Source organism: Reichenbachiella faecimaris, assembly GCF_900176375.1.
GTDB classification, from domain to species: Bacteria; Bacteroidota; Bacteroidia; order Cytophagales; family Cyclobacteriaceae; genus Reichenbachiella; species Reichenbachiella faecimaris.
This window is the reverse complement of sequence record NZ_FWYF01000001.1, coordinates 349,207-367,283: the sequence shown is the minus strand read 5'-3', so window position 1 is coordinate 367,283 and position 18,077 is coordinate 349,207. Positions and strand designations below refer to the sequence as shown.

At 39.8% G+C, this 18,077-nt stretch carries 8 protein-coding genes; 5 read left to right on the top strand and 3 right to left on the bottom strand.

Annotation, left to right across the window (positions count from 1 at the left end):
* Positions 1–77 precede the first annotated feature (77 nt).
* The 3 genes from ccoS to B9A58_RS01425 are packed head-to-tail and all read right to left on the bottom strand — an operon-like array spanning position 78 to position 3,236.
* A complete protein-coding gene (gene ccoS, locus B9A58_RS01435) occupies positions 78–248 on the bottom strand; it encodes a cbb3-type cytochrome oxidase assembly protein CcoS (protein ID WP_084370644.1) in 171 nt (56 codons plus the stop codon).
* Complete coding sequence (locus B9A58_RS01430; protein ID WP_084370643.1) at positions 245–2,638, bottom strand: heavy metal translocating P-type ATPase; 2,394 nt, start codon at positions 2,636–2,638, stop codon at positions 245–247. The genes ccoS and B9A58_RS01430 overlap by 4 nt, the downstream gene beginning before the upstream one ends.
* Positions 2,639–2,684: 46 nt before the next feature.
* Positions 2,685–3,236, bottom strand: coding sequence for a universal stress protein (locus B9A58_RS01425; protein ID WP_084370642.1), 552 nt, complete (start codon positions 3,234–3,236; stop codon positions 2,685–2,687).
* A gap of 139 nt (positions 3,237–3,375) precedes the next feature.
* Here B9A58_RS01425 and B9A58_RS01420 point away from each other — a divergent pair, with 139 nt between their 5' ends.
* The 5 genes from B9A58_RS01420 to B9A58_RS01400 all read left to right on the top strand — a co-directional run bounded on the left by B9A58_RS01420 (position 3,376) and on the right by B9A58_RS01400 (position 17,964).
* Complete coding sequence (locus B9A58_RS01420) at positions 3,376–4,632, top strand: sensor histidine kinase (RefSeq protein WP_084370641.1); 1,257 nt, start codon at positions 3,376–3,378, stop codon at positions 4,630–4,632.
* Positions 4,625–5,683, top strand: coding sequence for a response regulator (locus tag B9A58_RS01415; protein ID WP_084370640.1), 1,059 nt, complete (start codon positions 4,625–4,627; stop codon positions 5,681–5,683). The genes B9A58_RS01420 and B9A58_RS01415 overlap by 8 nt, the downstream gene beginning before the upstream one ends.
* Positions 5,684–5,695: 12 nt before the next feature.
* Positions 5,696–6,022 (top strand): TraR/DksA family transcriptional regulator, encoded by a 327-nt coding sequence (locus B9A58_RS01410; RefSeq protein ID WP_221407799.1) that lies wholly within the window; start codon positions 5,696–5,698, stop codon positions 6,020–6,022.
* A 19-nt stretch (positions 6,023–6,041) separates the two neighbouring features.
* Positions 6,042–6,491: a thioredoxin-dependent thiol peroxidase gene (gene bcp, locus B9A58_RS01405; protein ID WP_084370639.1), complete on the top strand. Its 450-nt coding sequence runs from the start codon at positions 6,042–6,044 to the stop codon at positions 6,489–6,491.
* Between the two features lie 229 nt (positions 6,492–6,720).
* A complete protein-coding gene (locus B9A58_RS01400) occupies positions 6,721–17,964 on the top strand; it encodes a T9SS type A sorting domain-containing protein (protein WP_084370638.1) in 11,244 nt (3,747 codons plus the stop codon).
* The last annotated feature ends 113 nt before the right edge of the window (positions 17,965–18,077 follow it).

Genomic DNA, 18,077 nt, shown 5'->3' with positions numbered 1-18,077 from the left:
GATTTATGTTTGTAGCAAAACAACTATCTCATTGCCTGATTTCTAAAGTCCTAAATCATTGGAAAACATGATTTGCATCATTGATTATCCTTGACGTTCGAGGGTCTAGGTTTGTCGTCGTAGAAAATCCTCATGGCTGGAGAATCTGTATCTTCATACTGATCTGATTTCACGGACCAAACAAAAAGCGCTAAAAAAACTAGTGCAATCACCAAACTTACCACAATAAGTATGACGAGAATTTTCATGCATTCAGTTTTAATGAGTGACTTAAATATTTAATACCTAAGGTAGATAAAGCGACTACAGATATGCTACTCAATGGCATCAAAATAGCAGCGATTACTGGTGTGATGAATCCAGCTACTGCTAGTGATAAACCTATAACATTGTAGAGAAAGGAGATTAAGAATCCAGCCATTATTATTTTTTTTGAGTGATGAATTAAAGTCAAAAATTTGGGTAATTGCGTGAGCTGATTGCCCAGTATAATAATATCACTCGCAGGAGTAAAGCTCGATCTGTGCTCAGCTACTGACACTCCAATAAAGCTGCTTTTGAGAGCGCCTGCATCGTTCAATCCATCTCCCACCATCATGGTTTTTTCTTTAACTTCAAGCGCTTGTATGACCTTTAGTTTATCGGCTGGGGTTTGATTGAAAATTAAGGGTGTGTTTTCAGGGAATAAAGAAGTTAAATTGCTGAATTCATGATCATTATCCCCAGATAGTACAGTAAAATGATAATCGTTTTCCAGTTGGCTAATCATAGTTTTGAGTCCATCTCTGTATCCATTTCTAACTAAGAAGTAGCCAAGAACTGCTTTGTCGACTTTTAGGCCAATGATAGAACCTTCAATATTCGAAATAGAAAGTCCCACAAAATCTGGAGAGCCTATTTTCATTTGACAATTATCTACTACACCAGAGATACCTTGTCCCTTTTGTTCATCAAATTGTAGTACCTCCTTGTTAGTTTTGTTGTCACGCAGGTAATTTGAGAGTTGCACGCTCAATGGATGCACGGATTGAGAGGCCAAGACTTGAATTCTTTCTTTTTCTATGGTACTTAACTTTCTTCCGTGCCACTCTATTTTCTCATTTGATAGCGTGGTTATGGTGCCGGTTTTGTCAAATACAATTCTTTTTATTTGCCATATTTTTTCAATGATATGAGTTCCCTTCAGGTACATGTTCTGCAGTCCTAGCGTATTCATTGTCGAACTCAAGGTAAAAGGTGCCGCAAGGGCCAATGCACAAGGACAGGCTACAATCAATACAGAAGATACCACGAAAAGCACTTTCGAACTATCCATAAAAAACCAGTACACACCAGCAGTGAGGGCTATGAGCAAGATGATAGGTGTGAAGTACTGACTCACCTTATCAATGAGTGAAGGGGTGCTTTGTCCAGTTGGGTCGTCAAATGAGGAATGATTCCAGAGTTGAGTTAGATAACTTTGAGACACAGCCTTAGTCACAATCATCTGCGTAGCCGTACCTTTTATTCTTCCTCCTGCATAAATCTGGGCTCCTTTGTCTATAGCAGTGGGTTCTGATTCTCCTGAGACAAAACTGTAATCTATTATAGCCTGTTTGCTCACCAAAACAGCATCACATGGGATGATTTCCTCATTTCTTACCTCGATGAGATCGTTGATCTTGAGTTGTGACACTAGCACGCTTTCTTTCAATTCATTTTCAATTTTTTGAACGGCAAGAGGGAAATAAGACTTGAAATCCCTATCGAAAGCTAACCCCTCATAGGTTTTGCTCTGTACCCATCGTCCAATCAATAAGAAGAACACCAAAGCAGACATAGAGTCCAAATAACCTGGGCCAATCCCAGTGAATATTTCGAACAGACTTCTTACAAATAGCACGAGAATTCCAATAGCAATGGGCAAGTCTATGTTCAAGAATTTTTTACGAATGCCTGCGATGGCAGAAATGAAAAAAATGCTAGAGCAATAGAATAACACAGGTAACGACAAACCCAAACTGAGATAAGTGAAGTAGTTTATGAATTCAGAATCCATTTCTATTCCTAAATATTCAGGGAACGCTAGCAGCATAATGTTGCCAAAGCAAAAACCCGCTATTCCAATTTTCAGATTCTCACTTTTGTTTTTATCTGCTGGTATATCCTTTTTTTGATCCAGTGATATTTCAGGCTCATAGCTGAGCTGGTATAGTAAATCGGCGAGCTTTCTGAGGTTAGTTTTAGTAGGATTGTAGTCTATCGCTAGTTTTTTCTTAGCGAAATTGATTTTTGACTGAATAATACCATGATCAAACCGTTGAATGTTTTCCAAAAGCCAGATACAGCTACTACAGTGAATTGATGGAATGCTCAATGTGATTTTGGCCAATTGATCTGATTTGAAATCAAGTAAATGATCTACTATTTCCTGATTATCAAGGAACAAATATTTGTCTTTTATAAAGTGACTTAGCTGGTTACCTGGGTTGGTTTCAAACGTGTAATAATCACAAAGATCATTTTCAGTTAATAGCTCAAAGACGGTCTGACAGCCATAGCAACAAAAGGAATGTGCATGATACCATATAGGCTTTTCATTGCAATCGTCTCCGCAGTGGTAGCAGAGGGTTTTATCTTTAGTCGCTGATTGTGGCACAGAAAGTTTTAATTAAAATTAATTATTATCAATTGAAAAGTTCCATTTAAAGTGTCACTAAAAATGGGGTATTAGGACGTTTGTAAATTTCATTCAAAAAGTGCTGAGGCTGATTGGAGAAATCCGAGCTGCTTATGGTTTTTTCCACATTGGGAATGTTTTTTTTGAGATTTATGGCTTCTGTTATCAGCATCACAGGAGTAGATCCAGAACTTAATAGTTCAATGAGTTCGTGATTGCTTTTACCAATTTTTAATGCATACACTATCAGGTCAATGTGGCATTCAAAGGACAAGGTATGTATGCCGTTAGCTGTAAATCCTAATTTCATTCCAAATTTTATGTTTGGACCGTATTTATCAAGATCTAAGGTTCTGCTAAATTGATTAAACTTAATTTCTAGTTTTTTTTCAATGGCCATCTTGAGTTTGCGGGGTGCATCACGATAGGAAGTATAGTCGTCAGATATAAGTCTATAGCAGTGGAGTAAGATTAATTGGTCGCCTTCTTTATATTCGTTGGACAATGCGTATTTGACCGCTAGTTTCGAGGCATTTGAGAAATCAATGGGTATAAGCAGCGTGCGATTTGTATTCATTCTGACGACGTTGAAGTTGGTTTCAAAAATAGGCTGGGGTCTAATTATTATTTATGCCAACGATCAAGTGAGAATATGATAAATGTCAGTTTTTTGAATAGTTGATCATCATAAATTTGAAACACCATAAATACAGTACATGAAAAGTCCTAATACCTATCAAAGCATATTTAATTCCTGTGTGGAAGGCATTCTCCTGGTCAATAAGGGGGAAATTGTCCTGGCAAATCCATCGAGTGAAAATTTGTTTGGTTATAAGATTAATGAGTTAGTAGGTATGAAAATAGAGCATCTAATGCCGCAAAAAGTTCGAAAGTCTCACGAGGCAGTGAGGTCGAATTACGAAAAAAAGCCAGAACCCAGACAGATGGGAGTGGGTAGAGACCTAGTAGCACTCAAAAAAGATGGCACCACTTTCCCTGTTGAAATCAGTTTGAACGTAGCTGAAGTAGATGGGGTAGCCATGACAATTGCTTACGTGATAGATATTTCCATGCGCAAAAAGGCAGAACTAGAACTTCAGCGCAGCGAGGAGCAGTTGATCAGTTATGCTGCGGAACTGGAACAGCGCGTAAAAGACAGAACAAAGAAATTGAATGAAGCCATTGAAGGGCTTCAGAAATCCAATAAAAATCTAGAACTGCAAATCAAAGAGAGGATCAAAGCTGAAAATGAAGCAAGAATTGCCTTGGAAAGAGAGAAAGAGCTCAATGAACTGAAAACGCGATTTGTATCTATGGCTTCTCACGAATTCAGAACGCCGCTCAGTGCGGTTTTATCTTCTGTCTCCCTGATAGGTAAGTATATATCAGAGGATAATAAAGAAAAAAAAATGAAGCATATCAATCGTATCAAATCCAGTGTAGGCGAATTGACAAATATCCTCAATGATTTTCTCTCCATGGATAGATTGGATGCAGGCAAAATGAATGTGGCTGGTAGAGAGGTTTTAATTTGCAATTTTTTGCATGAGATCACTGATGAAATGAGCGAACTCATGAAAAAGGATCAGTCACTGGATTTGAAATGCTCGACTCCTGATGCCATATTTTACACAGATCCGCAGATACTAAAGCAAGTACTTGCCAACCTGATATCCAATGCAATAAAGTATTCTCCAGAAGGAGAAAGGGTGGTTTTAGAAGTGGAGTTAGATAAAGATGACCTTCTGGTCAAAGTCATTGACAAAGGAATTGGTATTCCTAAGGTTGATCAAAAACATCTTTTCAATAAATTTTTCAGAGCGAATAATGCTTCTCATATCCAAGGAACAGGTCTTGGATTAAATATTGTACAAAAATACCTTGAACTGATAGGGGGGCATATAAAATTTGAAAGTACAGAGGGCAAAGGTTCAACATTCATATTAAGCATCAAATCTTTAAAAAATGAATAAGATACTATTGATTGAAGATAATGTAGAGGTACGCGAAAATACGGCCGAAATTTTAGAATTGTCTGGTTATAAAGTCATGGTGGCAAGCAATGGAAAGGAAGGGCTTGACATACTAAAAAGTATAAAACCTGATTTGATTATATGTGACATAATGATGCCAGTTTTGGATGGCTACGGTGTACTGCATATTGTTTCTAAAAATCCGTCTACAGCCCACATACCCTTCATTTTTCTTACAGCAAAGGTTGAGAAAATGGATATTAGAAGGGGAATGAATTTGGGTGCAGATGACTATCTGACCAAGCCATTTGATGATATTGAATTGCTTGGAGCAGTAGAAGCCAGACTAAAGCGAACCAAGCAAATTCAAAGTGAATATGATGCTAATATTTCAGGATTAGATAGTTTTTTCAATGATGCAAAAGAAATTGAGAGTCTGAAAGAATTGTCTAAAGAAAAGCGTATTAGACACCACAAAAAGAAAACGAATCTGTACTACGAAGGAGATTATCCTAACTATCTGATATTTATCAATAAAGGCAAAATAAAAACATACAAAACCAATAAAGACGGAAAGGAGCTAATTACTGGCCTATATGGCCCAGGTGACTTTATTGGGTTCAACGATCTCATTACGCAATCAGATCATAGTGACTCCGCCATGGCCATAGAGGATAGTGAATCCTACTATATTCCTAAAGACGATTTCTTACAATTGATTTATAAGGATCGATCAGTAGCTTCTAGATTTATTAAAATTCTCTCGGGAAATCTAAAGGATCAGGAGGAAAAAATGCTTCATATTGCTTATAACTCTGTGAGACAACGTGTGGCAGAAGCGTTACTTACAGTTCAAAAAAATTATGGTGCAGAGGGTAAGAAATTTCAATTTTCTCGAGAAGACCTGTCGAATATAGTGGGTACTTCACCAGAATCTGTGATTCGCACGCTGTCTGATTTTAAGAAAGAGGGATTGATTGAGATCAAGTCTAATCAGATCACTTTGCTTGACATGAATGAATTGACAATTATCATTTCCAGAGGGTATTAGTATCTTACTGATATGGAACTGGACAAGCAGAAAATCAAAGAGATTATTAGAGAAGAGCTTATCAAGGTTGAGCAAGACATTGTTGTTCTCAGAGATTTCACACAACCCATATCACCAGAAAACGCGATTGGAAGAGTAAGCAGGATGGATGCAATCAACAACAAAAGTATCAATGAAGCTTCATTGAGAAAATCAGAAGAGAAGTTGAACAAGTTAAAGGTGGCACTATCTAAAGTAGACGATAAGGATTTTGGGATTTGTATCCGTTGCAAGCGGCCTATTCCTGTGGGTAGAATCCTACTCATGCCTCAATCAAATAAGTGTGTAAATTGCGCTTGAATTTCAACGCAGATTAAATATGAATTTAAAAGTAGGTGACAAGGCACCAAATTTTGAGGCTAAGATTCAAGATGGATCGAGTATCAAACTTTCCGATTATCTAGGTAAAAAAGTAGTGCTTTATTTTTATCCTAAGGACAATACCCCAGGGTGTACGGCTCAATCATGCAATTTGAGAGACAACTATGATTCCTTGTTGAAGCAAGGATACATAGTGCTTGGTGTCAGTACGGATACTGAAAAATCGCATGTTAAATTCATCAACAAGTTTGAACTTCCTTTTGACCTGATAGCTGATCCAGATAAAATGGTTCATAATTTATATGGCACTTGGGCCGAAAAACAAACATTTGGCCGTAAGTATATGGGTACGGTTAGAACTACATTCTTGATAAGTGAGACTGGTCTTATCGAAGAAATCATCTCTAAGGTCAATACCAAAAATCATACAAGTCAATTCATAAATTGACCATATCATAGCCATATTTTTTGACACTTTTATGTTCCATACCATGTTATTCTTTAGTATCATTGTGGGATTAAATAGGGTCAATGCATTTAATGTCAACCCGTTTTCAACTAGCACTACCTCGTATTTTACTTTTTCGTAGAGAAACTTTGCGCATTCGTCCTATAAAAGGACTAAGTGTAGGGTATCTGGGGTAAATTGTTTTGGTTTTAAGCGTAAGCAGCATTAAATGAGAAAGTTACTAGCAGCATTGATTCTGACCTCATGGTCATGGAATGTTTATTCAGAAGGTTCAAAAAACCTCACTCCGTCCAACACTGGTGTCGTCAATGGTACCAATACCTTTGTAGGTTATCTTGAGCATGATGCAGCGGGATTCTCAGGGGATTTCTTGCATTCTGATGCAGTGGCAGAAGAAAGGGTCTATGTGTATATCAAAGCAGGGGAAACATTATACTGGGGTCTTCGGCGTGTACCTACCAACGATGGGAATACCAATCAAGATCTTACGGTTGTGTTGTACGAGAATGATGGCACAATTGCGAATTCTTGGACACTCACCGACGATGACGGAAGTACCAATAGTGCCAGCTTTGATACGCCTCAAAACGGAGTTATAGAGTCTCATGCAGAAGCGGCAGCAGGCCCTGCCATTCTAGTAGGGGCTTCAGGATATGATGCTCTATCCTATACAAACAATACTGGATCCGATCAAGATTTCTACATTGCTTTTGTGCAATTTGATGGAGGTAGTACCAATGAAGCCAACAATATAAACGGGCGTAGCTGGTACGACCTTTGGGACTTCTCAGTTTATGCAGGTACTGAAGAAAAAACCGGTCGGTTACACTCTCAGAAATGGAATTTTACCGCAGGTGACTTTAACAGGCTGTTGTCGACAGATTTTCAGTTGTTTTCTTTAATTCCTTCTACCGTGGGAGGGGTTAATGCCGGCTACTATGTAAAAGAAGTGGATATATCTGGCATTGATCCTTATTCGGTACTGGTATATGCCAATTCTACAGGTGCGGATCCAGTTCTGGCAGGTACGACAGATTTTACTTTACTAAGACAATCACAACTTGTAGATAATGCATTAATTGAATACGATCTGTTTATCAATAATCCAGATTTAGAAATTTATCCTACTAGTTCGTTGCCAGCCGTGACCATTACTGACGCAAATATTTTTTGCAATGCAGCTGGAACAGGAGGTGAAGCTGTGATTTCGTTTGAATCCAATCAAACTGGGCAAGTAGCAGTAATCATAGATTTGAATGGAGTGAATGGCTATCAAGATGGTACTGCTGACGTAATAATGGAGGCCGAAATAGCAAGTGAAGGATATTCCACCATTCGCTGGGATGGATTGGATGGAAACGGAGTAGCTGTAGCTTCTGGTACAGAGATCACTATTACAGGAAGGTTTACTTCTGGGCCTTTGCACGTTCCTCTTTTTGATGTTGAAGACAATACTGCTGGTATACGAATGTTGGATGTTAGGCCTGCCACCAGCTTTGACCTCATTTTTTGGGATGATTCCAATGTTACAACTAATCAAACGCCAACAGTCGAACTAGATGGTTCAAATTCAAACAACCACAATTGGACAGGTACAGACGAAGACCTACACAACACATGGTCTTTTGGATACTATCAGGTCAATGCTCAAACCATTGACTTTGATTTTGTTTGTGATTCAGATGGAGATGGAATTTTAGGTTCAAATGATATTGACAGTGACAATGATGGTCAGACGGACTCTGATGAAGGTGATTACCTCAATGATGCTGATGCCGACAATATTCCTGATTATTTGGATGAAGATATTGTAGGTTATGTTGATACAAATGGTGATGGTATCAATGATAACTATGACTTAGATCTGGATGGCGTTGTCAATGCGCTTGATAAAGACAGTGATAATGATGGCATCCCAGATATTCTAGAACTAGGATTGACAGATGCCGACAATGACGGTTCGTTGGATGATGGTGTGGGTATCAATGATGTGAATACTAATGGTCTTGCTGATGAATACGACCCAAATTGTGCCAGTGGTGCACAAGCAGGAAATGCTACTGCCGTTTTTGATTCGTTTACTGTAGGTGCTCCAACTGATGCGTTAGGTGTGCCAGGAGCTACATTTGCTTTATTTGATAATATATTTGATGTGCTGGTATTGGATATTGGCGTGGGCGTGCCTGCGGGAGAAACAATCGTCATAACCGCAACTACTGAAACTGGCGGAGTAGAAAGCTATACTGTTGAACAGTCTATCAATGGTATCGATTATTCCACACCAAACACTCAGACTTTTGGACAGAATTCAACATTCCCAGCCACTCAAACGGATAACTATGTATTAACAAATCCGGCTCGTTATTTAAGGTTTACATCTTCTACCATATCAGCAACAGAAAGAATTGGTATTTATGGATTGAGTTATAGTTATACAGGTAGTCCGTGTGGTGCGATTACAGGTGTGGCCATTACAGTTCCTGACACAGACAGTGACGGTGTAGACAACCATTTTGATATAGATTCCGACAATGACGGCCTGCTTGACGTTTACGAATTTGGTGGGACAGCCGATGCCAACGCTCAAGTTTCAGGGTTTACAGATACTAATGGCAATGGATGGAATGATGCACAAGAAAGTACCCCACTCTCATTTATTGACACAGATGGGGATGGCGTTTTTCCAAACTACTTGGATATTGATTCTGACAATGATGGGATACTGGACAATACGGAAGCACAAGCAAGTAACGTATTTATAGTTTCAGTTGCTGGAGATGCCAATAATAATGGATTGCTTGATGTTTATGATCCTAATAATGGCGGAACCTTGATCACACCAGTGGATACAGACACTGATGGAAACGAAGATTATATTGATACAGACGCAGATGACGACGGAGTTTTTGATCTAATTGAAGGACATGATGCCAATTATGATGGGTTTGGTGATTGGGATGCTACAGGTTCTAACAACGACGTAAGCGACGAAACTGGATACAATGTAGATACTGACAACGACGGCTTATGGGATGTGTTTGATACCGACAATGGAGGAACGGCAGCAGCAGTTCAGAATTCTGATGGTGCGGATTTAGACAACTTTCAAGATACAGATGATGACAATGACGGTAAACTCACAGCAGGTGAAGATGCCAATAGCAATGGAGATTGGACAGATGACTTCACAGAAGGTCAGGGGTCAGGTACGCCAGATTACCTATATAGAGGGGATTACGACGGAGATGCTATTGCAGATGCGTCAGATTTTGATTCTGACAATGATGGAATAAGTGATGCCACAGAGAGTAATGGTGAATCCATAGATCCAAGTGGAGATGAAGATGGGGATTCGGTACCAAACTACAGAGATTTATCTGATGCAACTGTAAGTGGTGGACTTACATCAACCAATGATATCAATGGTGACGGAGTTTATGATGTGTTTGATTCAGATTTAGATGGAGTACCTGATTTTCTGGATTTGGATTCGGATAACGATGGGATGTTGGATGCTATAGAAGCAAATAATGGAGAAGTTCCATTTGGACTCAACGAGTCTACGGGTATGTTCAATTTACAAGATCCTGATAATGACGGTCTTATGAACTATATCGATAGTGATGCCGTAAATCCTGGCGGTAATTCCACTTTGGCCAATGCAGATTCTGATGGCGATGGAATAAATGACTATCGTGATATAGATAGTGATGGAGATGGAATTGTAGATATTATTGAATTTCAAACAACTGCTGGATATATAGCAGCGAGCGGTTTGGATAATGATGGTGATGGTATAGACGATAGTTTTGATCCAAATGATGGTGGCACACTAATAAGTGCCATAAATTCTGATGGGGCTGACTTGGCTGATTATTTAGATGATGATTCAGACAATGATGGCGTGTTAGATATTATTGAAGGGGACGATACCAATTTTGACGGGTATGGAGACTGGGATACAGATAGTGATAATGACATTACTGATGAAGGAGGCAGTGGATATGGTATTGATAGTGATGGAGATGGTCTTGATGATATTTTTGATACAGTTGCACTGGGTTCAGGAGATAACGCAACTGGGACTAATACTGATTTACAAAATACAGATGGTACTGATTTCAAAGATTGGAGAGACAGTAACGACGATAATGACGGGGCGAATACCATAGATGAAGATAACAATGGAAATGGAAACTATGCGGATGATCAAACCAGTGGCCAATCTGGAGCAATTCCTGATTATCTCTATAATGGAGATTTTGATTTAGATCTTATCGCAGATGCCTCAGATATTGACTCGGATAATGACGGGATTTTAGATACAGATGAAGCCAATGGTGAAATAGTTGATCCGAGTGGAGATGCAGATGCAGATGGTATTCCTAATTTTAGAGATTTAGATGACCCAGGAGTCATCAATAATATGGTCGAAATAGATTCAAATGGAGATGGTATTTGGGATAATTTCGATAGTGATTTAGATGGCTCACCTGATTTTAAAGACCTTGATTCAGACAATGATGGCATTCCTGATTTGGTGGAAGCAGGAGGAGTTGATGTTGATGGAAATGGAGTAATAGATGGTTTAGACGACTCAGATGGTGATGGTATTCCAGATAACGTGGATGTGGACCAAACTGGAGGTGTCGATTCTGACGGAGATAGTATTGACGATATATATGACTTTAGCGTAAGCGGGGGAACAGATACTGATGGAGATGATATTCTGGATACTGGTGATCTGGATATCGATGGTGACGGTTTAGCCAATGTCTATGATTCAGATGATGGAGGTACACCACTAGTAGTTGTGGACTTTGATGGAGATGGTAAAATAGATGCTGCAGACCTTGATTCTGATAATGACGGTTTACCAGATATAATAGAAGCTGGTGGTACGGACGCCGACAATGATGGCAAAGTGGATGACCTGACAGATACAGATGCAGATGGATTTGTAGATAGTGTAGATTCCGATAATGGTGGAAGTGCTTATACAATACCTGATGCAGATGGTGATGGTCTATACGATTACAAAGATTTGGACTCTGACAATGACGGCATTACGGATGCTACAGAAAGCAGGTTAGGGGATACAGATGGAGATGGTATCGTGGATAATGCAACAGACACTGATGGAGATGGTTGGCCAGATGCAGCAGATCCAGACAATGGAGGTACGCCTGCTGGAGCACTAGATGATGATAATGATGGCATACTGAACCACCAAGACTTGGATGCAGACAATGACGGACTTCCTGATATAGTAGAGGCTGGCGGTACAGATGCAGATAACGACGGAATGGTCGATGACGCACTTGATGCGGACATGGATGGTATCCCTGATAACGTAGATGTTACTTATTTTGCAACGAATGGAGGCTCAGGTGTGGATTCAGATGCTGATGGAATTGATGATAGCTTTGATGTAGACCAAACAGTAGGAAACGATACTGACGGAGATAGTATAGATAATACCTTTGATTCAGATGCTGACGGCAATGGATTAGATGATTTGGTTGAGGCCAATCCTTATGATAACTTAGATACTGATGGAGATGGAAACCCTGATTCTCACGATTTAGATTCAGATAATGACGGAATTACCAATCCCTACGAGTACGGACAAACGGTTGATCCTGCTACTGGGCAACTTTCTGGTTTTACGGATGCCAACGCCAACGGATGGAATGATGCACAAGAGGCCACACCAATCACACCTCCAGATACTGATGGAGATCCATTTGGGATCGCGGACTTTGTCGATCTTGATTCAGATGATGACGGTATTCCTGATAATATTGAAGCCCAAAACAAGTCAGCATATATTGGTTTGTCAGGAGTAGATACTGATGGTGATGGATTAGATGATGCCTATGATCCAGATAATGGAGGGACTCTACTCACTCCTGTGAATACAGATGGCACTGGCGATGAAGACTATCTGGATACTGACGCAGATGATGATGGAGTGAATGATGATATTGAAGGGGCCAATAGTGACCGTAATCAATGGGCAGACTGGGATTCCAACAACAACAATGATCCAACAGATGAAACGGGCTGGGACGATGATGTGGATGAAGATGGTATTTTTGATTTGTTTGATAGCTATAATGGTACTGGTGCTGCTAACGTGATTGGAAGTTCTTCCGCAACTCAAGATAGTGATGCAGATCAAATCTGGGATTTTCAGGACGATGATGATGATAACGACGGTATTTTGACTTCCGCAGAAGCTACTACACCTGTTACAGACCCTAACGGTATTATTCCAGATTATCTATATGGAAATCAAGATACAGATGGAGATGGACAAAATGATGTAGCCGATTTAGATGCTGACAACGATGGATTGAGAAATGTCCTGGAAGATGGTGGTTTGGCCATTGATCCTTCAGGAGATGAAGATAGTGATGGACTATTAAACTATCAGGATGCTGATATGGATGGTGATGGTATTGCAAATGCAGCAGATACAGATGCAGATGGCGATCTAAATACAGATAGCTTCAGCCTGACAGATACCAACTCTGATGGAGTGATAGATCAGTTTGATAAGGATTTGGATGGTGTTCCTGATTTTCGAGACCTAGATAGTGACAATGATGGTATTGCTGATATCATTGAATTTGGTCTCACTGATGCCGATGAAGATGGCACATTAGACGAAGGAGGTGGAATTACAGATGTGGACAATGATGGTCTTGACGATGCGTATGATCCATGTACTGCCACGGCAGGGGCAGCGGGCAATGCTACAGCAGTGTTTTCTTCTACAAGTGTAACCAATGATACCAATGTGATAGGAGGTAATGACAATGGGTATGCATTTTTTGATGCTGGTACTGATGAAATGGTCATTGATTTGGGTGTGGATATTCCAGAAGGTCAATCTGTACAGTGGCAAATTGCCACAACTGTTCTAGGCAGTGAAATTACAATAGAACAATCCACTGACGGAAGTGATTTTACTGCCCCTAATCTTCAATCTTATTCATTTGTTGCATCAGGTGTAGAAGAGGATTATTATTATAAGTTGATAGGCGGATCGGCACGTTACTTCCGATTTAGGATTTCCAATTTTGCAGGAGGACTGATCCTCATTGATTATTTGAACTATAACTATGCCGCAAATGCTTGTGGTGTGGATGACGGATCAGGGCTGATTGCAATTGATACAGACTCAGATGGTATAGATAACTACCTCGATTTGGATTCCGATAATGACGGCATTTCGGATAACCGTGAGGCTCAATCAGCGCTTACTTATGTTGCTCCATCTAGTGGGGATACTGATGGTGATGGTATTTTGGATGTTTATGATGAAGACATTTCTGCTGGTAATGCCATTGATCCAATAAACAGTGATGCAGCCGATAATGACGACTTTCTGGATACAGATTCTGACAATGACGGCATTCCTGATGAAATTGAAGGATGGGACGGCAATAGCAATGGCTTTGCAGATTGGGACACTGATGGCGACAATGATATTACAGACGAAACTGGATACAACATTGACACAGATAATGATGGAATCTGGAACATTTTTGACAGCAACAGTGGTTTGGGTTCTATTGCCAATATAGATGGATCAAACCAATCGCTTCAGGATACTGATGGTGATTCGAACCAAGATTTTAGAGATGACGATGATGATGAGGATGGCACATTAACAAGTGCAGAAGATACAGGAGATGGAATGGGTGGAGGTGCTGATGGAGACTGGACCAATGACTTTACTCAGGGCGGTGGAAGCATTCCAGATTATCTATTCGCACCCGACAATGATGGAGATGGTGTATTAGACATTGTGGACCTTGATTCTGATAATGATGGAATATTAAACACAGACGAATATGCTTCAGCAGTTTACAATGCAGGTGGTACTCCTTTTGATGATGCTGATGGAGATGGAATTTATAACTACCTAGATGATGATGATATCAACAATGGATCTTTCGTAGATGTCAATAATGATAATGTTGACGATCAAGTCGATCAGGACAGGGATGGAATTCCAAACTTTTTTGACCTTGATTCAGACAATGATGGCATTTATGATGCCATAGAGGCCAATGATGGAATAGTCCCTGTGATTGGTGGATTTGATCTCAATACAGGTAGATTTAGCGGCACTGATAGTTCTCCTAATGATGGTCTAGTAGATGCAATAGCTGCTTCTCCACTAAACAAAGATAACTTGGATGGTGGGGCACTTGATGATTATCTAGACCTAGATAGTGATAATGACGGATTGACTGACAATATTGAAAGCCAGATTTCAACTGATTTTGTTGCTCCTTCAGGAAGTGATACGGATGGTGACGGTCTGGATGACAGTTTTGATAATGACAATGGTGGTACACCTATCACACCCACAAATTCGGACAGTACGGATGAGCCAGACTACAGAGACACTAACTCTGACAACGACTTAAGTAATGGATTAACGATCCCAGATTTCATAGAAGGATATGACGCCAATCGAAATGGGTTTAGTGACTTGGATTCAGATTTAGATGGTTTAATTTCTGATGAAACAGGCTACAACACAGATACAGATGGTGATGGATTATGGGACTTGTTCGATACTTATTCTGGTAGGGGAGTCAATAATATAAATGGTAGCCATGCTGATCTTCAAGATACTGATGGTGATGAGATTCTTGATTTTAGGGATACAGACGATGATCAGGATAATATTACCACCATAGTGGAAGACGTAGATGGAGATGGTATCTGGACAAACGACAAAACACAAGGTGGTGGTGCTACTCCTGATTATTTGTATTTCAATGACTCTGATAAGGATTTAGTAGCTGATGGACAAGATTTGGATGGTGATCAAGATGGTGTATTAAATGATGATGAGTACTATTTGACCTCAATTGATCCATTTGGGGATGCAGATGCAGATGGTATATACAATTACAATGACCCTGATAACCCAGGTGGGTTGACAGATTCTGATGGAGATGGTGTCTGGGATGAGTATGATACTGATTTAGATGGCGTACCTAATTTCTTTGATTTGGATAGTGATAATGATGGTATTCCAGATTTGGTTGAGAATGGAGGAACTGATGCGGACGGAGATGGTAAATTGGACGGCTTAGATGACGCTGACAATGACGGTTTGCTGGATACTTATGACGTAGATGTGACTTTGGGAACTGATGTAGATGGTGATGGTATTGATGATGCATTTCAAGATGGGCCTGATGCAGATGGTGATGGTATAGAAGATGATGTCGACAGAGATGATGACAATGATGGGCTCATTGATACCATTGATCCTGATGAAGGAGGAACAGCACTTGTTATTGATGATTTTGATGGAGATGGGATTGACAATATGTTTGATAAGGATTCAGACAATGACGGAATTGTTGACCTTATTGAAGCTGGAGGAAATGATGCCAATGGAGATGGTATTTTGGATACTGTAGGAGATACAGATGGGGACGGTTGGAGCAACTTGGTGGATGCTGATAATGGCGGCACCGCACTTACCATACCTAATACAGACAGTGCTGATAATCCTGACTATCTTGATTTAGATGCTGATGATGATGGGACATTTGATTACTTAGAAGGCTTTGATGATGATGAAGATGATGCATATCAAGATGATTATGAAGCCAGGGCAATAGCGTATGGTAATGCTAGTCATTACAATCAATTAGATATGACTTGGTTTAATAGTGATACGGACGCAGATGATTGGCCTGATTTCCTAGACCCAGATTCTGGGTGGTATATAGATTCAGATGGTGATGGTATAATTAACCTATTTGATACAGATCAGGGTGGTGATTTCTATGGAAATGTAAGCGGGAAACCAGATAATGATGCCGATGGGAAGGAAAACTTCATTGACAAAAACGGTGATTTCATAGTGACCCCTACCTTTATTACAACTGGTGAGGATGGAACAGCTGACAGTTTTGATGTCTCACTTACACTGATGCCAATCACTGATGTGGTTATAAGTATTGCAATAACTAATGCAGCAGATGAAGTGTCGTTGGATAATAACAGCCTCACCTTTGATAACGGCAATTGGAATATTCCTCAGACAGTAACTGTCACTGGAGAAAATGACGCACTTTATGACGGAGATGAACCTTTTGAAATAACCGTTTCCGTAAATGATGCCAGTAGCGATGACGATTACGACGATGCAGAGGATCAAATTGTTGATGGTATCAATGAAGACAATGAAGGGTCCATTAGAGTATCCACGAATACAGTGACAACCACTGAAGGTGGGACTGATGTCACATTCTCTGTTGAATTGAGTGTTCAACCAGCTACTAATGTAGTGGTAGATATAGATGATGGTTCTAGTGACGAAGGGACTGTAAGTCCAGCGACACTGGTCTTCACTTCACTGGATTGGGACACACCCAAAGATGTAACTGTCAGTCCACAGGACGACAGTGAGTTAGACGGAGACCAAGGATTCAATATTACTCTTTCTGTCAACGATGCATTGAGTGATGATGCCTTTGATTCTGCTGGTGATGAAGTGATCGCAGTGACAAATGAAGATGATGAATTGGGCGTAGTGTTGAGTACGAATAGTGTGACTACTACAGAGGATGGTACTACAGGTAGTTTCACAGTTGTACTGGATGTCATGCCTGCTACGGATGTAAATATTACCATTGCTGAAAGTAGCGATGAGGGGGATGTGAACCCTACCAATATTACTTTTGACAATGGCGATTGGAACATTCCTCAAGTCATCACTGTGACTCCCGCAGACGATGTAGATGAGGATGGCAATCAAATATATGCCATCACTGTATCAGTGGATGGAACTAGTGATGCCGCATTCCTTTCAGTGGCCGCACAGACTGTTGTTGTGACGAACGAGGACGATGAAACAGTCCCTCTTCCATTGGATTTCTTATCCTTTTCTGGGCACTATGATAATGAGGAAGTCCAGTTGGATTGGGTTACAGCTAATGAAATTAATGTTAGTCATTTCGAAATAGAGCATGGTTTGGATGGAAGTACATTTGTTGCAATTGGAAATACTGAAGCAGCCAACGTAAAAGCCTCTGAAAACGACTATAGCTATACGCATGGATCACCTTCGATTTCTACCAATTATTACAGAATTAAAGTAATGGATTTTGATGGGGAGTTTACTTATTCTGAGATCATAAAGGTAGATTCTCCACTATACACATTTGAAGTGAACTATTACCCTAACCCTGTAGATGAGATGCTAACCATTGAAACCAATGAAAAGTTGGACAATGTTAACATTCAGATTATTTCAATAACTGGTGGTGTAGTTCTACAGCAAGTATTGAGTGGTATCTATTCATCTGAATTCAAAATAGATGTCTCAAGCCTAAAAACAGGCGTGTATCACGTATTAATCAATACCAATCACAGTAATGAGAAATTCAGAATACTTAAGAAATAGATAGTTCACTTATCTGATATATAAATGCCTCTTTGATTATTCAGAGAGGCATTTTTTTTTAACCAATTCAGGATGTATAAGATTCTAAATTCAGTAATTTCTCCCTAATCAAA